Raw genomic sequence first — 20,228 nt, forward strand, 5'->3', positions numbered from 1 at the left:
CTGCCATAAAAATATCTATATATATATCAACTACTTATTTTTTGTTTTTGGGTGGGTTTGTTTATTTTAAAATAAAAAAAGATCTTCACATTTACTTCATAATTTTTTTATTCAAAAAAATCAATAAGATGTTAATTATTATTTTTCTCACATCAGTCAGCAACACCTATTGATTGAAAAACAGTGGAGATGTATATTCTAAGTCTAATTTTTAAGTCAGTAATATTGAGGATTCAAATGAAATACTTGACCAGCTTAACAGTTTTTGCGGTGCAAACTCACATTGAGTCAGCAGAATTAAAAAAATCAAAAACCTACAAATAAAATTATGGTGATGGTTTTCAAGTTGGTTTTTTGCCAGTGTTATACACTTAGTCATTTTAAGGATGAGTCGTAATAAGTAAGCAGCTCAAAACACGTTATCGACAACATATATCACTTCTTTGTGGGAAAAATATAATGACATCTTGGGTTTTATGTTTTTTAGCCATTACTGGTTTATCCAGTTGTCATGATGACAATTCGCAGGAGAAAATTGTGCCTACTCAGGTCGGTACCGTGACATTAAAAGCCCAGCAGTTTATATACACCAGTGACCTTACTGGGCGCACTACAGCAACGATGATTTCGAGCGTAATACCTCAGGTGGGCGGAATTATTCAACGCCGTCTGTTTAAAGAAGGTGATGACATTAAAGCTGGGCAACCGTTGTACCAGATTGATGCTTCAAGTTATAAAGCCGCCTATGATCAGGCGGCGGCAACACTGCTAAGTGCTAGAGCGCTAGCCAAAGCCGACTGTCAGAAAGCCAAAAGATATTCTATTCTTATAAAGGAAAAGGGTGTTTCAAAACAGGATGCAGAAGACGCGGATGCTACCTGTAGAGAAGACAGAGCCAGTGTGGCTGAAAAAGCAGCGGCGCTGGAGTCTGACAAAATTAACCTCGACTGGACACGGGTAACGGCGCCAATTTCCGGGCGCATAGGTATATCAACGGTTACCCCGGGTGCCCTGGTTACAGCAGATCAAACAACTGCATTAACTACAATTACTGTTCTCGATAGCATGTACGTTGATCTTACGCGATCCAGCGTTGATCTTCTTCTGCTGCGTAAAAAAGCGCTTTCTAATAATGATAGTACTCTTGATGTTTCTCTGACACTTGAAGACGGATCGGTTTATGCTGAGAAAGGGAAGCTTGAATTAACTGAAGTATCTGTAGATGAATCAACGGGTTCTGTCACTCTACGGGCTTTATTCCCGAATCCTCAACATATTCTCCTCCCAGGCATGTTTGTACATGCTCGCGTCAATGAAGGCATTATTGAGAATGCTATTCTGGTACCACAGCAGGCTGTCGTGCGTGATCCGAAAGGTAATGCAACAGTTATGGTTGTCGATGCAACTAATAAAGTTGCAGTGCGTAATGTAGTGGCAACAATCACTTCAGGGGAAAATTATCTAATAAGTAGTGGGTTAAGTACAGATGAACGCATCATTGTTGAAGGTACAACTAAGGTTAAAGCAGGTGAGGTTGTTGTACCTGTAGAATCCAAGGTTGAAGTAACCGAGCCAGCGAAGACAGAAGGAGCAGCCTAATGTTTTCAGGCTTCTTTGTACATCGACCAATTTTTGCTTGGGTGATTGCTCTGCTTATAATGATGGCAGGAGCTATTGCGATTAAACTGACCGCGGTTGCGCAATATCCTGAAGTCTCCCCTCCTTCGGTGAGAATTAAAGCCACCTATACAGGGGCATCAGCACAAACTATCGAGAACAGTGTGACTCAGGTTATTGAGCAACAGCTCACTGGCCTTGATAATCTACTCTATTTCACTTCGACCAGTAGTTCCTCCGGAACAGCACAGATCACAGTAAGCTTTAAACTGGGGACTAATCCTGATACCGCTCAGGTTCAGGTTCAGGATAAACTCCAGCAGGCTGAGTCACGACTGCCAACCGAAGTGCAGGAAGCAGGCATTACGGTGACCAAGTCGCAGTCCGACTTCCTGATGATTGCGGCCCTTTATGATAAGACGGATAGAGCATCCAGTGGTGATATTGCCGACTGGCTAGTCAGTAATATTCAGGATCCACTGGCACGTATTTCTGGTGTTGGAAGCCTTAACATCTTTGGAAATGAGTACGCAATGCGTATATGGCTGAATCCAACAAAATTGGCGGCTTACGGTTTGATGCCATCTGATGTGGAGTCAGCAATTACTTCACAGAACGTCCAGCTTTCTGCAGGTAGCGTGGGTACAGCACCGACAACTTCCACACAGCAAATAGCTGCAACAGTTCAGGCTGAATCCCGTCTTCAGACTCCCGAGCAATTCCGTAATATCATCGTAAAAAGTGAGGCTGATGGTTCTGCTGTACGCATTAGAGATGTGGCTCGCGTTGAAATGGGCAGCCAAGATTACATCTCCACATCACGGCTCAATGGGCATCCGGCCGCAGGTCTTGCTGTCCAATTGGCCGCAGGAGCCAACGCGATGGATACCGCAAAAGCGGTGAAAGACATGATTGAAAAATATCGTGCCAGCATGCCCTCAGGCTATGAGATTGCATACCCTAAAGACACTACTGAATTCATTAAATTGTCAATTCAGGATGTAGTAGTAACGTTGCTCATTGCTATTCTCCTGGTTATTGGGGTCATGTACCTTTTTCTGCAAAACGTTCGCGCAACCCTGATCCCTGCGTTGTCTGTACCGGTTGTTCTGCTGGGTACATTTGGCCTGATTTCATTGTTTGGCTACACAATCAATACGCTAACACTTTTTGCTATGGTTCTAGCCATTGGCCTATTAGTTGATGATGCGATTGTGGTGGTCGAAAATGTTGAGCGAATAATGAGGAATGAGAAGCTAAATCCCCGTGAAGCCACAGAAAAATCAATGGGAGAGATTTCAAGCGCACTTATTGCTATTGCCGTCGTGCTTTCCGCAGTATTTCTTCCAATGGCCTTCTTTGGCGGGTCTACAGGCGTCATCTATCGTCAATTCTCTATAACCCTGATTTCTGCGATGGGATTGTCGGTAGTCGTAGCGCTTACCCTGACACCCGCATTGTGTGGGACATTACTCCGCCAGAGTACCCCACATAATAAAGGCTTCTTCGGTCGATTCAACCGGACCTATTCTGTAACAGAAAAGCATTATAAGCGTGGGGTTGCTAAAGGTTTTAAACACCCTGCAATCATGATGTGTGGATATGCAGTACTGGCTATAGTTATGGGATTTCTAATGGTGCATCTGCCAACCAGTTTTCTGCCTAATGAGGATCAGGGGCAGGTTATGGTTCAGTTCACCTTACCCCCGGGTGCAAGTGTTAACCGCACTAACAAGGTAAATACCGAAGTTAGTAACTGGTTCCTGAAAAATGAAAAACAAAATACTGATGCAGTCTTTTCCGTAACTGGTTTTAACTTCAGTGGCAATGGCGATAACGTTGGTATGGCTTTCATAGCGCTTAAAGACTGGAATAGCCGGCCAGGGGACGCCAACACTGCACAGTCTATTGTGAAGCGGGCCAACAAAGAGCTATCAAAAGTCACGGATGCCCAAGTGGTAGCTATGATACCGCCTGCTGTTTCAGGTATGGGCCAAAGTAATGGTTTTACGTTTGAACTGATGTCCGAAGGTAGCACTAGCCATGCTGACCTTCTCAAAATGAGAGAGCAACTTATTAATGAAGCGAATGAAAGCGATGAATTACAGTCAGTACGTGCAGCAGACCTGCCGGAAACCCCTCAGTTAAAAGTTGATATAGATAATACCAAAGCGGCCGCGCTGGGTCTGGACATGAGTGATGTTACTGCAACGCTGAGTAGCGCCTGGGGAGGAGAATACGTAGATGACTTTATGGATCGTGGCCGTGTAAAAGAAGTATATATTGAAGGCGACATTCCCTTCCGTTCACAACCAAACGACCTTAATAAATGGTTCGTGCGAGGCACAAACAGCAGCGGCGATAGCGTAATGACTCCATTTTCTGCGTTTGCCACGACTCACTGGATATATGGTCCACAAACGTTGACCCGCTATAATGGAGTGACGGCGTTTGAGATTGATGGCGAGAATACAGACGGTTACAGCTCAGGCGCTGCAATGAGCAAGATGGCAGACCTCGCATCAAAACTTCCATCCGGCGCAACTTTTGCTTGGAGTGGCCTTTCACTGCAAGAGCAGTTAGCTAGTGGTCAAACCGGCACTCTGTATGCCATCTCTATAATGGTTGTATTTTTATGTCTAGCAGCCCTCTATGAGAGCTGGTCTGTACCATTTTCAGTGATAATGGTAATTCCTTTAGGCATTTTTGGCGCATCAACCGCTACATATCTACGAGGCTTGAATAACGACATCTATTTTCAGGTTGCCCTGCTAACTACCATTGGGCTGGCTTCCAAAAACGCAATTCTTATAATTGAGTTTGCTGAAGCATCAGTAAAAAGAGGAATGTCATTATCTGCTGCGGCTCTTTCGGCTGCGAAGATTCGCCTTCGTCCCATATTAATGACGTCTTTCGCCTTTATAGCTGGCATCATGCCATTGGCATTTTCTACGGGAGCGGGCGCAAACAGCCGTATAGCGATTGGTACCGGCATTGTTGGCGGTACGTTATCAGCTACTATATTGGCTATTTTCTTTGTTCCGTTTTTCTTTGTACTGGTGAAGCATTTTTTCACTCGAAATCGTGTAGATCAGGAGTAGTTAATGCTGCATCGTAGAAAATCCCTGTTTTTTAAAACTGCTATGCTGACAATTTTTATGACAGGTTGTGTTTCACTGGATCCACATTATCAACGTCCTCCGGCTCCTATTCCCAAAACATGGCCCGGGCAGGATGAGGACGCAACTGCTGAATCAGTATTAACGGACTGGAAGCATGTACTCTTAGACCCGCGCTTGAAAGTAGTTATTGAGCGAGCTCTGATTAGTAATCGTAATTTACAGGAGTCAATTGCGGATATAGAGGCAGCACGGGCTCTTTATGGAGAAGAACGAGCCGCTCTGTTTCCCACTTTGAATGCCGGATTAAGTTATACACGCAGCCATACCGCTTCAGAGGGTGTAACCACTTCGTCTGAAGCAGATAATTCAGTAAGCAGTTTCGAGCTTGATCTGTTTGGCCGGAACCGGAGTCTGGCTCGAGCGGCTAAAGAAACCTGGTTAGCAAGTGAGGCTACTTCACAAAACACACGTATTACGCTAGTAGCTGAAACTGCGACTGCCTGGATAACAGTGGCAGCAGATAAGAGCAATCTAAAACTTAGTCGAGATACTATGGACAGTGCGTCTGAAACTCTAGGCATTACTCAGATACAACAGAGAGAGGGGAGCGCATCGGAAGGAGATGTGAGTTCTGCTATGACAACTTACCAGCAAGCTCGCGCAAGTGTAGCAGCCTATCAAACGTTAGTAACTCAGGATTCAAATGCGCTAAATCTTCTTGTAGGTGAAACAGTACCGCAAAATCTGTTGCCCGGCAGGATTGAAACCCTTTCGCCCCATGCTATAACCTTAGTACCTGCCGGGCTGTCTTCTGATGTTTTATTACGTCGTCCGGATGTTATTGAGGCAGAACATAGTCTGAAAAGTGTAAATGCTGATATTGGTGCGGCCCGAGCTAACTTCTTCCCCACTATATCACTAACAGCAAGTGCAGGTATGGGCAGCAGTTCATTGTCAAATCTATTCAGCCACGGAGGCAATGTCTGGTCATTTGCACCGAGCCTGACATTACCTCTTTTTACCGGGGGCAGTAATATGGCACAGCTGCAGTATGCCAATGCGGAGAAAAAAGGTCTAATAGCCGCTTATGAAAAGGCAATACAAACTGCATTTGAGGATGTGGCTGATGCACTGGCCCGCCGAGATACAATCAATGATCAAATGAATGCTCAGGAACTTGCTGTTATTTCTGCCCAGCACAGTTTCGATATATCTCGCCGCAGCTTTGAAGTAGGAACTGGAGATTACCTGACGGAATTAACTGCCCAGCGGACGCTGTGGTCGACCCAGATTGAATTAGTCTCCTTGCAGCAAACTGACTTTGAAAATCGGATAACGCTTTGGGAGTCCTTAGGGGGGGGATAAGATAGTAAATTAATTAACGCTCAATTTTGGAACTCATTAATCAGAATGATATAAAGGACATAATGCCATAAGAAAACCTGACTTATATCCTGAGTACAGGAGGATTCTGTGGCCATAATACAATTTTTTAAGGAGGAATCGAGCGGCCAGAGCAACGATAAAAGCTATTGTATTAACTAATTTTTCGGGAGTTTTGGCATTGTATGAAACTGATTTGTTATGTCGAAAATTAAACGGTGGCACAGTAATCAGGACTTACTTGATCCGAAGGCGGGGCCCCAAGTGACGAAAGGGTATTTCAGGAAACTCAGCTTTCCGTAAAGAACTCTGAATGTGATAATCAGTGAAGCCATCTTACCATTACAGAATTTCGCAAAGTAAATATTAAGCATGGTGTATTTACCTGTGGTAACAATATCAGTAAGTAGCAAGACGAGTGATTATCATCAAGAGCATTATGCCATAATTCATCATTATCTTTTGATATTTACACGGCAGATAAAACAGCGCGATGCGATAGATGTAACTGAAATTTTCGACAATTAAGCTCTGAATGCTCCTATAGGAGCCAGCTATCGCATGTTTATACTAACGTGGGTGGTAACATTTTATTAATGTGCTATCACTATTATTACACACAATTGTTCATATCTTAAATTGACAGGAGGGTCCTGTATAATTAAGGTTATTATGTATCTCATTTTTCTCAATCAACACTGATAGCCATTCCATAGTCTGTTCTTTTTCAGACGGAAGAGTTAAGGATGAAATTTATGAATTTTGAAAATACATATCCCCCCCCTATAGCAGACCTCAAAATTCTGTACACTTATAATCATTTTAATTCTATGCGTAAACCGCCTCAGCAAGAAGGAACAGGAGGTGTATCACCTTACAATGCTGAAAGATTTTGCGGTGGTGGATATTCATTCCATCCTGATTGGCACTTTAGAGAGGTGAGAGCAGCACGGGCTGTTAGGTCTTCGAGCTCAGGTGGTATGTCAGAAGTCTATTTTGAGACAGCCTTTATATGTAATGGTTGGAGGGAAATCACAGGTTCCAGGCTGGTTGAAGAAAAAAAGATTCTAGATTATAAGAACTTCACGCATGCGGGACTAAAGGAAAACGTTGATATACATGAAAAACTCAAGAAACTCAAAGACCCAATCGACCTTGCATTAATAAATTTCTTTTCGCAAAATATTGAAGCTCCTTTAGTTCTCCATGTTATTGAAATATTTAACCGTAATATTAAAGTTGATGGTTATGTGGTAAATGACAATGCCGAACACGATTTTATGGTTTATAAAAAAAAGTCACTGAACAGCTTCATATTCCTTACGCTTACTGTTGAACATTTTACTGCATTGGGGGTCAGAAATTAAATGAGCGCCATGATATCACGCCGAAAATTCCTGTTCACAGCAAGTGGATTAGCAACTGCCATGATACTTCCCGAGTCATCGCATTTTCGGGAAAAAACTGGAGCTGTTTTCAAAGCGGGGACTGGTCTTGCCTGGTTAAAATTCCCCACGTCAAGCTGGCCACTGGAGGGCTATACTGGGCAGCATGACCCGCTGGCAGTAAGGGTTCTGCTAATGGATGATGGCAGAATTCGAACTGGAACGGCAGTAGTTGATACCACTTCTATTTCACAAGATATGGTCACCATCATGAAAGGCATCCTCTTTGAGGTAGCTCAGGTCCATCCCCATAACTCTTTAATTTATGCCAGCCATACATTCTCTGCTCCGCATATTCTGCCCAGTGAACACTTGCCAAAAGACTTAAGCAAATCTAATCTTTCCATCATAATTCGCTCTTTTGAAGCCGCTATGCGAGAGGCAGCTACACGTGCCGCCAATACTCTTCAGCCAGCCACTATAGGTTTTAACTCGGGGATCAGCAGAATAAATGTAAATCGTGATATGCCTGGTAAGCAGGGTTGGTGGCTACAGGCTAACGATAGTGGCTATAGCGATTCCCAATTAAATGTAATCCGTATCAATAACATCAAAGGTGAAGCCCTAGCGATACTGATTAATTATGGAGTTCAGTCATCAATAACCGAAGACGTCAAGCTTAGCAACGGTAATAAATTGGTTTCTTCAGATTTAGCTGGCGCAGTTTCACGGAATGTAGAAGATCATTTTGATGGTAAAATAGTGGCTTTTTTTCTGATAGGTGCCGCTGGTGACCAGAGTCCTATTTTTCAGGGTAACCGATGTATCATCAAGGAAGATGGTACCCAACAGCGAATAGATATTCATGAACAAGCTTATACACTGCTAGCATTGTTATCAGACAGGCTGAGTGGTGATGTTGTGCGTATCTGCGATGCCATAGATGGATATTCTATGCCAGAAATCCATATTTATAGGTATAGCGTGAAAGTTCCGGCTCTTAATTTCACACCAGAAAATGCAGCAAAAGTTCCACTAAGTTATTTCAGCTATAAACCGGCTGGAGAAGCTGATGTCCCAGTTATGGTAATGAGAATTGGCAAAATTGCCTGGGTTGGACTGCAGCCTGAGTTAGCGGCCAGTATTGGAGAGTATATTCACCGTCACTCCCCTTTCGCACTTACGCTGATAACCACTATGCTGGACGGAGCGGCTAAATATATGCCGGATGCTATAAGCTATGATCGCTTTACTTATGAAGCAAGGAGTTCTCCATTTGCAAAGGGTGCTGCTGAGCAACTTGCTGTGGTGATAATAAGTAAATTAAAAAAAGTCAAATTCATTGGGAGTGATTAATTTAAGTCAATATTCAGATTAAAAAAAGTGATTTTATGCAACACATCAAATTAAACCGGAGGTGAAACATGTCTGATATTTCAAGAAGAAAATTTATGCTGAGCGGAACGGCTTTGGCCGGAGCGATTTCTGCAGGAGTCTTAAAATCCGGAAAATCATTCGCAGAAGATCAAAATGGTTTTATGGTCGCATCTTCTACTATGAACTCTGACATCAATAATATGGAATTCAAAACCCCTGGACTCCAGCGTATTTATGCCCTTAATGAAGTAACGGGAGGGGGAGAAAAAGTTTACGGCATCGCCATCGAATATGACGTTGAGATTAATCCCGACAGTCTGTTACCCGATACCTATACCGCCAGCGTCATCCCCGCCGCAGAAGGTTACTTTCCAGGAATGCCTCAGGCAGGTGACAAAAATGCCACAAGTGCCGCCGCTAAACCTCGTATTATTGAACATTCCTACACAAATAACGTTCCGGCATTGCAGATTGATCACTCAAGTATGACTGGCCGATATGTCATAGTCGAGTTTAATCATAATCCGGACCTGAGTGTGCCATCCACAGACAGTGATAAAGTTACTCTTGTCCAGAATAAAAGTATAGCGACACTCTCAGGTATAATTTATGCACCCAGCAAAAAAATCTGGACGAATACAAAATCCAACGGCTTAAATGTCGTAATACGCAATATCGATAAGTGGGAACAAAACCATTGGTGGTGGGATGACACGCGCTCAGCCTGGCTCGAGTACAGTATTTACCTTCCTAAATCTTTCCTTGAACCCGGAGGCGAGAATAAATCCTTTCCCCTTGTCTTGGCCATAACACATTCCGGCACCAGTTATGACGGAACCTGTGCTCAAACGCTTACTGAACAGTGTATCGCCAGTATTTGGGGGTTGCCTGAGGAACAGGAGCGACATGAATGTGTCGTCATTACGCCACGCTATGAGCGCACAACAATGAATGATTACTGGGAGCATACAAGTGATGTGGAAAATACTTATCGGCTAGTTGAATCGTTTCTGACAAACACCTGGAATTACGGTAATCCTAATCTTGATGATAGGCGTGATAAAATTCTCAAGATTGATCCTTCAAAAGTCTATTGTACTGGGTGGTCAATGGGCGCAATGACATCACTCTGGCTTATGGCAAAACATCCAAAAACTTTTGCGGCGGGCCTCATCATTGCCGGCCAGCAAAGGCCGACAGATGTAATAACACTTGCTGACCAAAACCTATTGATCATTACTGGAACGGAGGATGAGAAATCCACGCCATGGAATGAAAAATGTGTTCCTGTATGGCAAAAAGCTGGTGCCAGTGTAACTCGCCCCGACAAGTATCTTGACCCATCGCTGATATTTCCTGTAGTCAAACAGGAAAAGCTGACACAAGAGGTTAACGGCTATCTCAACAAGGGGGGTAACATTACTTTCCTGACTTTTGAAAACGTTGATCATATGGCATCAGCACGAAAGTTTTTCTATATCAATGCAGCGCGAGACTGGCTGTTCAGACAAGTGAGAGTATAATAAGACTTCCAGGCTTATTATTTTTTTAAAAAACAAGTATGCTGCATGATCAGGAATCGTGATCATGCCTTTAAGGGATATTGTTATACAAAATTTTCCTGTGGGGCGGCCATTCCGAAAATCATATTGTGTTTATATAAATACAATCCATTTTGATAGCTTCTACTAGGTTTGAGCCTTAGTGTGATTCAGATGATCGTGCAGCTTTTCTCTTAAAGGAAAATGATACATTATCATACTATTTTTTAGCCTTGGGTTTATTTATAATTCCAGATTGATCGCTCTTTAAAAAAACATTTCATTAGTGTCCAAACCCCATTTGAATTTCTCTGCGTTTTCTGATAAGAAATTAGTTTTTTGTGTAAGCGAGCCAGGTAGACATATCATGTTTTTTGTCTTTTTTTGGTTGTTTAATAAGTGAAGGTGACATGAATTTAATCTTCTTTTAATAATGATTAATTTTGTGACGTGTGATTTTTTCATTTGGCGGCATTTCAAAATTTGACACATATATAAAATTAATCAGAATATAAATATTTTTGGCATTAAAAATTTCCACTAAAATATTAGCTATCAATTATTATGCTAGTGTCTCCGGAAACGTCAACCTGCATTGCGGATTTTCATCATTCGGATAAAGAAGCAAACGGGATGGGGACACTTATGCGTATTGACTTAAATATTTTTATCTGCGGATGAACTATAAACCGGTTAAAACTATTTTCAAGTTGCCTTGTACCCTATTTAGCATGCAGACCAGGTGTGGCGCGTAGAGTGCCTGGTATGCCCTGCCCGCCACCGCTTTCCCGTATTACCCTTTACCGTCAGTAAGTTAACGGCATTTCTGGCAGCAATTGGCTCGTGGGCACCGCGCTTTTTAATTTGCATCGTCTAGGTTATTCTCCTTATACGGGAAAAAAGCCGGAAAACCGATCCGAAACGGATCCTCTCCGGATAGATTTATTCCCGTGGTTTTCGCTGGACCGACAGGGGAAAATAGGTGCCACCACGCCAGACAACGGAGATTGAAAGTTTGGGCATTTTACCCCGCTAACTGACGCAGATTTCACGCAGCGACTCCACTGGTCATTATCTGACCACTTCAGATGCTGCGCGCTACTTTGACTACGAAAGCGCCGTGGCGCTGCGCAACTTGGCCGCCGCCTACGGCACCGAAATGCCCCGCTACCTGCTCGCCCTTGAGGTGGCTGTGCTGCTGTCAAAAGTCCCCGACCTGAAAAAACGCCTCTTATCGATACTCTGTGGAACACCGGCGGACGGCTGAACAAAATCCTGCCGCTGACAGCGGTGGATTTTGTGCTGGACGATCCGCTGACCGGCGCCCCGCTTTCCTCCCCGTTCGTGGTGCTGCGCACGCTCAAGCAGCGGAAGCTGGAAAAGGCCGCACGTAGCCGCACCGCCGGCGCGGGCGACCGACGAAGGAAGAGCAACTGGCGGAGCGGGAAACCGAGGCTGAGATCCGGGACAACCCGCCGCGGGCGGTGCCGCTGACCGATCCGGGATTCGTTCAACGGCTCAGGGAGTGGTTTGCGACCGCGCAGCTGCCGGCAGGCAGCCGGCTCTGGGATATAAGGAGTGAAGACACGGCGCGCAGTTGGATAAGTCAGGCTGTGGCGGCGGGTGCGCGTGACGGTGTGACGTTTTCCGTCCGGCCGGTGACGCCGAAGACGTTCAGGGATTCTTTTGCGATGCACCTGGTGCAGCAGAAGGTCATTCAGACCCTGATGGGCCACAAGGACGCCAAGTCCACCGAATGGTACACGCGGGTGTTCGCGCTGGACGTCACCCGCCAGCTCGGGGTGCGGTTCTCCATGGATGCAGACGAGGCCCTTTACGGTCAGTTCTCAGCTCGCTGATCTCTCGTATATGGCAGGGGTTTATACCCCTGTTGATCGAAAGGAAAGTAATGTATCAGTTATAAAATGCGCTTAGCACCTTCCCGCCGCAGCGCCTCCGGGGTCCCATCCGGCCGCTCAGTGATGAGTTCACTATCAAACCTCTAGCGTGCTGATTCCTGATACCTTAATCTTTTTCATAAATTTAGAATCCACCATATGAACCTGTTGTAAATACACGCATTTTGTATATACATCAAAACTGAAATCAGCCAGCCCGAATGCGGCATCAGGGGGACAAATGGCGCGATAACAATATCCCGTTGCTTTCATGTAAATACGTTGTCCGGTCCGCTGTTCTGATTGTCCGCCAGGCCCCTGTTCAGTGCGTCTCCCTCTCCTGCACAAGGAGTAAAGTGGAAAACGCACTGCCTTGCAGCACGTTCGTGAAAGAGCCCGGTACCTGCTCAGGGTTCGTTTCCCTGCTTTCTGATAGGCTCGCAACACTCACCGGTATGGCCATTACCGGTACGACATGACAGGACATATCCGGTTACTGAGCAGCCCCCGTGTGATCTCTGAACCTGCTAAAGTTCACTGCGATCTCCTGGTACGTGAGTGTCAGAATTTTTTCCACTGTGCCGATATGCCCCGGCGTTATGACCAGATCAGAGCATTGGCCATATTACGGTTTCCTGAGGGACAGATAAAAGATTGTGCTTACTACTTTAAGACTCTGTCCGGGCCAGCATACAGCTTCGTCATCCGGTTAATCATTCCCTTCGATGCGCTGCATCTGGGCCCGCGCCTCGGGTTAATTGAGGTTTGGAGTATCCGAAATGGGTGTCGTTTACATGCTTCTTCTGCAGAAAACTTATATCAGGTTTCAGAAGAACAGGCATGTGTGCTGACGGGTAAAGATTACCGTTCGAGCGCATGATGTGCGCTGGCGGGTTATCGGGTGCAAGACAACATTAATCGGTGCTACCGGGTACCCAAAGGTTCAGGCCATATCAGGATGTGTCGTGAAGGTGTAAAACGGCATTTCACCCCTCCAGAATGTGTGCTGGCGGGCATAAGCAGTTCAAAAATGTGTGCTGGCGGAAAGCAGTAACCTGAAAATGTGTGCTGCCGGGATACAACTTGCATCTATCCTCACAGCGCACATTTTCATAGAGCATATACAGCAGGTTGAACGCATGGGGCATGACCACAAACGGCATCACGGCATTCAGCCCGCCAGCACACATGCCGCTGAAACTGACACCCCGTCAGCACACATTTTATAGATCCTGCGGCTTGAGCTTGGGGTTTCTCTTATGAATTATAAGGTAATTTTCGCGTTCTTTTCTCACCAGCGAAAACTCCAGATAGCCAATTTTCTGCAGCTGATCAAGGGCTTTCTTGATCGTACGGTTCTGCTCACTTATCGAGCTTGCCAGAGAAAGACGCTCACGAAGGCGTGAAAATCCTACGGGAACAGGGTTGGCAGGCAGGCTTTCTATAAAAGTATAGATAGCCTGAGCCGCTTCTTTCTTGGGAAGCGCTTTAATGGCATGTTGCTGCAGGAGTACGCGATAATCCAGCTGAAAAAGCTCCCACAGTTTTTCATCAGCCTCCAGCTGAACGATATCTTTGTCAGCATCAAAATAGCCGGTCTTGAGCAGACCCGTCTGATAGCTGCCGCGAACATCAGCGCCGCGCTTGAACGAAACTGATTTATTGCGAAGCTTTCCGAGCGATTCATGGATAGAGTTACGCAGGCGGGCATCAATGCGTTTAGAGGCGAACCCGCAGCCTTTAGCAAATTCAGTAAATTTTAGCTCGATTTTATTCGAGTTCAGACCGTACTTGCTGAAGGCATAGATGACGCCGATCCACACCTTAAAATCACAGTCCATATCGAGGCGCGGCCCGGAAATATTGATATTGTCGTACCCTTCGGCTTTAGCTATTTCCAGCTGAGAGAACAGCTCAGATGCATCCACAACATTATTTTCGCCCTGCGTTTTTGTCGGCTTTGGTACAAAGACGCCAAGCCGCATCAGTGCAACGGGCTGAACAGTATTATTGGAATTAACAGTGAGTTGTTTTTCTTTAGTAATCATATCACTGTATAGCGCATCAGCTATAAATGACTTATCCGTCATGGAGTTATCTCACTTTGTAGCCATCAATTCAGAATGTGGATTAAAAGGATCACCGTCCCGCCAGCACACACAATACATCCCGCCAGAACACATTACCATCCCGCCAGCACACATAATTTTCCCACCAGCACACATTAAACTCCCGTCAGCACACATCCGGATCAGCGTTTAAGCCAGACACAGCAAGGTCTGCGGGTTGGCGGGATCTTTCTGGTACTATAAGGATCTGTATGGATACTTAATTGGATCTATTCAGTGGATTTGTGGATAACTCTGGATGTACGCGGTTGCAGGCGCTCTGATACAGCTAACGCGCCTCCGGCTTGTTCAACGGCTCAGGGATCCACAAAAAAGCGGCTCTTTGAGCCGTTACAGGTAAACCCCGCCTGCATATAAACCTTATTGCATTCCGGAGTCACAGATGGCATTTCAGAACCCTGCACAGAACTTTGCAGAGCAGCGCCTCAATTTGGGTGATCTGGTCACATTATCTCCGCATTCAGTGTTCCTCGTATGAAGTGACAGCAGTTATCCTGAAGCGGGCATTCTGCAGGGCTCGATTCTGGCCATTGATCGTGCACTTACCCCTCAGCATCACCATATCATCGTCGCTGAAGTGGAGGGAGAGCTGGTGCTTCGCAGACTTCTCATAAAACCCGTACCGGCCCTGCAGGAGCTAAAAGGTGATGAGACCATCAGCTTGCTCGATGAAGGTCAGGATTTGCCCGTCTGGGGCGTTGTAGCTTATGCGCTGACGGATATCGCAGGGCTGGGTTTTAATCCCCTTCTCAGTGACTGACCAGAGCTCTCCGGAGATAAGCTGTCGCGTATAGACTGTAACGGATTGGGTTAAACAGGAGAAAAAGATGTTTGCGCTGGCCGATGCCAATAACTTTTATGCGTCCTGTTAAACGGTGTTCAGACCGGATCTACGCGGCAAACCCATTTGTGTCGTATCTAACAATGACGGCTGTGTGATTGCACGCTCTACGGAACCGGAGAAGCAGCAACATGAAGCAGAGATAGCAGGCTCTTTAAGCCGGCTATAAAACCGAATACACATAATATGGTAAAATGGCAACTTCATGTAAGCCGATAAGGATAAAAGCAACGTGGCGCGCGCAATAAAAGGGCTGTTTACTTTCAGGGATTTAGGGCTTCCTGACCTGCGTGAGCTGGGAAGTGAATTCAGGTTAGATCCGACTCCGGAAATTGAAGCTGGGGACAGTGTTGAAGCCGCAGTCACCCTTCTCGAAATGCACATGGGTTTCACTGAACCGGAAATGCTAATTGTCCCTAAAGAGACAATCATTGGTACGCTAAATATTCTCAGAGACAAGCTGGAACATATCGTTGAAAAGCGGCTTGATGCACGCGAACGCTACGTACTGCTCGCGCTGGATACGCTGGCGAATCCATATGAAGTGTGGGAAACCATGTATGACGATGAGCAGGTACGCTTTCTTTTTATCGGCGCATACCGGCAGAAACAGCAGATGCTTGTTGTGGTCGCACCCTGGGAAGGAAAAGTGCTCTGGAATTTTATGCACACTGACGTGAAAAGCCTCAATAAACATCGCCAGGGTACTTTGCTCTATAAAAGGCATTAAAAAAGCCGCCATTTTTCAATGGCGGCCTATATGGAATCAGGGCCTGTTTGTTTTACACCTTCAGGCGGGAGGTGAGAGGTTTCACCCTGGCACAGAATTCAGGGATTCTATGGGGTCCTTCCACCAACTATTGCACCCTGATGCAGTTGGCTTCTCGCTCTGTACCCAGATTAGTCAAATTTGACGAATACGTCAACCTAATACGCTATGAACAAGCCTTAGTGTAGCCGACACGCCTAGCTTCTTTGTTTTCCTGCTGGATTCGGTAAAACACCTGTTTTGCCGCATTGCCTGCTGCAGCGCTGAATACTATCTGTTGTGACTCTCTCAGCTGAGAGAGTCACAACAGATATAGTGGTTTTGTATGACCGGTCAGGAACATACAATTCCCTCACCCTGTCAGGACTACGCGGAGCAGGAGCTCGATCTTAATGAATATCTGATAGCCCACCGGGCAAGCACCTTTTTTCTGCGTGCACAGGGCAACAGCATGCAGGACGTCGGCCTCTATGACGGCGCCTGCTTATCGTGGAGCACTCCCTCAGGCCGGAGCTCAACGACGTGGTTGTCCAGATCCGCGATCTGGTCTCTTTTCTCACACTGATAAGTAAAGCATGTTCAGACATGCAGGCAGATTGAGTTCTGAAAGCATCCCATCACCACGAAGGTCGCGCGGCAGCGGTTGTTCTGTCACCAGCTCAATCTCAGCCTGCAGCATGAAGGTCTCTTTGCCTGACAACAGAAGGGCTTTACCATCAATCTCAGCATCAAAAGCGGGAAAGAAGCGCACAAATCAGGCATAAAGACCAGCACGCCCAAGCTTATCATAGGTTCAGCAGGCAATCTGAAAGCAAGTGCGATAACTTCACAGCCCCTCACGCACACAGCAAGCAGAATGAAAACGATAAGTAGTGAATTCAGTTCAAAGAACCTGTCCGTCAGCTTCATATCAATACCCCCTTAATTGCATTATTTCTTATATTTTGAAAGGGTGTGCTTATTTTTTTAATTTACTATCAGTGGGATGACAATAATAAAACTTAATACCGGCTAACATAATGCAGTTTAATCTGGTCTGCATTAACACTTGCCAGAGACCCGTTTTCTTGCATTCACAGGCATCCTGAGATCCCCCTGATGAGGATTTTGCGGGGCATTATTAGGAATAAGGCTGTGCATAAAACCGTCATAAAGAAGGGGGCGAAACATTAAAAACACCATCTTATAGCCGCTGGGTCCAATACCTTAGTAAAATACTCAGGTGTCCGGACCGCTCATTTCTGGATGTGAGTTCAGTAACAGGCCTGTTAACCCTGATAAATCTCTTTTTAAAGATGGAACTATTTTATACCGAAAACACTCTAACACCCTGTTAAGAATTCAGTTTTTAAGGGCCATCTAAAAGTATAAAACAGGATGTTTTTGACAGTGAATGCAGCAGTCGGGAATTGTGCTCAGAAAATCAGGCAGATAGCCGGCGTTTATCAGTCTGGCGGAAACCTGATGGACGCAAAGCGCAGTGTCGACCTCGCCCTCAGTGAGCTGGGGTACCTGAACCGGACACAGCCTGGATTGCAAATCATCAACTGGGAACAGCTGCGTTTATCGCTGCAGGCCTACCTTAACTGCTGCAGTGATATCCGCTGGTTAGCCGTCATCAAATACGCCAGAGCAAAAGCAGGTTCACGCAGGGCTGGTGCAGTTCACAATCTGAAAAAAAAGGTTGTCCGATCCTGAACGGGTGCCGCGCACGCTTACCGCCCGGCGCTGTGCCCTCCTCATTTACTTTATACTCTGCGGCCAGAGCAGACCTGAACCTGAAAGGCCCGGTCTGAAGACCTGGCCGCATTATCAGTCTTCAGTTAACAGACCTTTATTTTGCGGCTACCAGCAGACTCTGTCCTGGTCCCTTTAACCGGCGCTGCGGGGCTTATGCCTCCCGGATTGCCCATTAAAGCGCTCTTATGAAAAGGGCTGCTGACTGCGCAACTTCTCCAGGATGCCCCCGCTTTTTTCAGCGCCGGACGTTTCTGCTACAGTAGACTCACTTCATTACCGGCATAAGGGACGGCTCTATGAAGCGACACGATATAAATACCACGCTGTTCAGCAGCGCAGGATTTGATCCGACGTCCGGCGTACTGGAGCTGGAGTACCGCAACGGCAGCTGCCGCCGCTGGCTGGCCGTACCCGCACGGGTGTATCAGGCATTCTGCGCCGCCGCTGATCCGGACGCATTTTTTCGCAGCAGCATCGACGGACGCTACCTGTCGGTACGTGGCCAGAGCGGCCCGCTGTAAAACAGAATAAGGAAGCGGATGAGACCGGGTAACACATCAGTGGGTCATCTGGCTTGGTGCGGCCTGATTGCCCTGCATATGGCGCGACAGGACGGCCAGGCGGGCACACCCGCTCAGGAAACACTGTTTCTGACGCGGTGGCTCGCCGTCGCTGAAAAACAGCGACGCTTCAGTAAAGAGCTGGCTCCGGAAATCCGATGGCTGCTCCGTGAGGGGCGCGAAAAGGGAATACGTGCTGACCTGCCCGGTAAACTGGAATACCTCTGGCTGACGGGCAGCGACGCGCTGCTGACGCAGAACGACCTGTTCCGCCTGCAGCACGCCCTGCAGGCGCTGCAGATGGCCGGCTGGGTTTACAGGCTGCTCGATGAAGGCCAGTGGCAGGGCCGGAAAGCGCTGCGGCTGAACCCGTCCGTGTCGGGACTGTATCTGCATAAGGACTCCCTGCACGCCGGATTTAACCCGGCCGGTCTTCAGACGGCGCCTCTGCCTGCCCGTATCACTGGCGACCTGAGCGCCCTGGATTCCCTGCTGCAGCGTTCGGGCTGGCGGCGGGAGCCGGCTGGCAGTGACCCGCTGCTTTATTATCTCATGACACAGACTGTCCAGCATGAGGACATCATACGCAGGCTGACTCCGTAAATTTTCCGGCCCCTTATAGCTGTGTTTACTTTCCGCAAGCGGTCCTGTCATCATTATGCAGATACAGGTCCCCGCGACATAACTCCCCGGCTCCCTGCCCGTATCTGGCATCCCGGCAGACGGATATTTCCCCCTCAGGAGTCAGCCAGCATGCATGCCGGCTGCGTACACAGCTGTAACACTGCGCGTGCCTGGCGGGTGGTACCGGTTTCGGACCAGATAAAAATTAAGTGTTATGCCATCGTGCGTGTTTTCCCTGCGCTGCCAGTGCATGTCGTTTATTCAATGGCAGTATGCATGAACTATAATCACCCATGGTACCCGGTTTATAACGGGTATTTTTTTACTGGCGTGTCAACTGATAACAACTCATACGCGGGAAAATACGATGGATGACGCAGATTTAGCACATGAAGTTCAGGAGGCGCTGATTGCTTCGGCCCTGTCTGCCCGGAAGCCCGGACTGACGAGTCCTGACGGCAGATGTATCTGGTGCAGGGATGAAGCGGCCGTGGCCGGTACGGCCTTCTGTTCTGCCGGGTGCGGAGAAGACTACTTCAGAAACGAGCATCAGATGAAACAGCGTTATAACCCGTCTAAAAATCCGTCAGATAATCCCGGTAATAAATGATACAGGGCCGTGCTATCCAGACGGCCTTTTCATAGCTTCGTATTTCCTTTCAGCCTGCCCGATACCTTTACCGTCAGCAGGCATACGCCCCCGGTGCATTCTGAATCTTCAGGGATAGCCGCGATAACCTCCCGGCATCGCACGGGGCTGTGTTATCTGCCGGCCTGTGTATCCGGCGGGCAGGTGTATTTCACCGTCCTGAATCGTTATATTGTTATCTCCCGCACAGCATATGCCACGACTTAACTTTATTAAAAACCGGACCTGTTTTTTTTATGCAGGCTGCCAGAGAGGACAGCCAAAAAGGCAGGAAGGGATGGGTCATCATTTCTCATACACCCGGTGAACGGCGAACCAGAGATGTCCGGACTCAGGCACTATGCAATTTTACTTAACGAGGTCTTCGACAGCGGCCCTTCGTTGTCCCTGACTGCGATGGCTGCAAAGCTGAAGAGGCAAGTATTTAGCGCAGGATTTCGTGGTATACAGTCACGCTTCTGATGTTATCCACAAAAATGGTGGATAAGTTATGTACAAATCACTGCAGGCGGCATCAGACCTGACGTCGGGTGTGTGCCGGACGGGGAATGAGACCCGCAGCCGGTAGTGACTGCAAAAAATAAATCCCCCTG

13 protein-coding genes and 2 pseudogenes are annotated in these 20,228 nt (G+C 46.7%); 14 read left to right on the forward strand and 1 reads right to left on the reverse strand.

Annotated elements, in window-relative coordinates; all coding sequences use genetic code 11:
* The first annotated feature begins 459 nt into the window (after positions 1-459).
* The 8 genes from AFL22_RS06365 (at position 460) to AFL22_RS24395 (ending at position 12,284) form a co-directional block, all read left to right on the forward strand.
* On the forward strand, positions 460-1,599 hold the full coding sequence (locus AFL22_RS06365) for an efflux RND transporter periplasmic adaptor subunit (protein ID WP_052270984.1): 1,140 nt from the start codon (positions 460-462) through the stop codon (positions 1,597-1,599).
* Positions 1,599-4,718: an efflux RND transporter permease subunit gene (locus AFL22_RS06370; protein ID WP_052270985.1), complete on the forward strand. Its 3,120-nt coding sequence runs from the start codon at positions 1,599-1,601 to the stop codon at positions 4,716-4,718. Before AFL22_RS06365 ends, AFL22_RS06370 begins: the two co-directional genes overlap by 1 nt.
* A gap of 42 nt (positions 4,719-4,760) precedes the next feature.
* The gene (locus AFL22_RS06375; protein WP_052271082.1) at positions 4,761-6,104 is read left to right on the forward strand and encodes an efflux transporter outer membrane subunit; all 1,344 of its coding nucleotides are present in this window, start codon (positions 4,761-4,763) and stop codon (positions 6,102-6,104) included.
* Between the two features lie 773 nt (positions 6,105-6,877).
* Positions 6,878-7,489, forward strand: coding sequence for a hypothetical protein (locus AFL22_RS23945; RefSeq protein ID WP_156311580.1), 612 nt, complete (start codon positions 6,878-6,880; stop codon positions 7,487-7,489).
* Positions 7,490-8,863, forward strand: coding sequence for a hypothetical protein (locus tag AFL22_RS06385; protein WP_052270987.1), 1,374 nt, complete (start codon positions 7,490-7,492; stop codon positions 8,861-8,863).
* A gap of 68 nt (positions 8,864-8,931) precedes the next feature.
* Positions 8,932-10,407: a prolyl oligopeptidase family serine peptidase gene (locus AFL22_RS06390; protein WP_052270988.1), complete on the forward strand. Its 1,476-nt coding sequence runs from the start codon at positions 8,932-8,934 to the stop codon at positions 10,405-10,407.
* 1,138 nt (positions 10,408-11,545) lie between these two features.
* Complete coding sequence (locus tag AFL22_RS24390; RefSeq protein ID WP_241773160.1) at positions 11,546-11,692, forward strand: hypothetical protein; 147 nt, start codon at positions 11,546-11,548, stop codon at positions 11,690-11,692.
* Positions 11,693-11,909: 217 nt separating this feature from the next.
* Entirely contained in the window at positions 11,910-12,284 is a 375-nt protein-coding gene (locus tag AFL22_RS24395) for a tyrosine-type recombinase/integrase (RefSeq protein WP_241773161.1), read from the forward strand.
* 1,262 nt (positions 12,285-13,546) lie between these two features.
* On the opposite strand, the gene AFL22_RS06400 is transcribed toward AFL22_RS24395, so the two are convergent.
* A complete protein-coding gene (locus AFL22_RS06400) occupies positions 13,547-14,413 on the reverse strand; it encodes a RepB family plasmid replication initiator protein (protein ID WP_052270989.1) in 867 nt (288 codons plus the stop codon).
* Positions 14,414-15,279: 866 nt separating this feature from the next.
* On the opposite strand from AFL22_RS06400, the pseudogene AFL22_RS23175 reads away from it, so the two are divergent.
* The 6 genes and pseudogenes from AFL22_RS23175 to AFL22_RS06440 form a co-directional block, all read left to right on the forward strand.
* Positions 15,280-15,414, forward strand: a pseudogene (locus AFL22_RS23175) (DNA polymerase V subunit UmuC); the annotation flags it as partial.
* Positions 15,415-15,525: 111 nt separating this feature from the next.
* A complete protein-coding gene (locus AFL22_RS06410) occupies positions 15,526-16,023 on the forward strand; it encodes a PBECR2 nuclease fold domain-containing protein (RefSeq protein WP_052270990.1) in 498 nt (165 codons plus the stop codon).
* Between the two features lie 388 nt (positions 16,024-16,411).
* A pseudogene (locus AFL22_RS24400) lies at positions 16,412-16,590 on the forward strand (S24 family peptidase); the annotation flags it as partial.
* A gap of 1,508 nt (positions 16,591-18,098) precedes the next feature.
* Positions 18,099-18,323 carry a KTSC domain-containing protein gene (locus AFL22_RS06425; protein WP_031594193.1) on the forward strand — a complete coding sequence of 75 codons (225 nt, stop codon included), beginning with the start codon at positions 18,099-18,101 and terminating at the stop codon, positions 18,321-18,323.
* A gap of 39 nt (positions 18,324-18,362) precedes the next feature.
* Positions 18,363-18,965 (forward strand): DUF2913 family protein, encoded by a 603-nt coding sequence (locus AFL22_RS06430; RefSeq protein ID WP_241773162.1) that lies wholly within the window; start codon positions 18,363-18,365, stop codon positions 18,963-18,965.
* Between the two features lie 388 nt (positions 18,966-19,353).
* A complete protein-coding gene (locus AFL22_RS06440; protein ID WP_052270995.1) occupies positions 19,354-19,596 on the forward strand; it encodes a hypothetical protein in 243 nt (80 codons plus the stop codon).
* The last annotated feature ends 632 nt before the right edge of the window (positions 19,597-20,228 follow it).

Source organism: Pantoea sp. CFSAN033090 (assembly GCF_001264395.1).
GTDB lineage: Bacteria > Pseudomonadota > Gammaproteobacteria > Enterobacterales > Enterobacteriaceae > Pantoea > Pantoea agglomerans.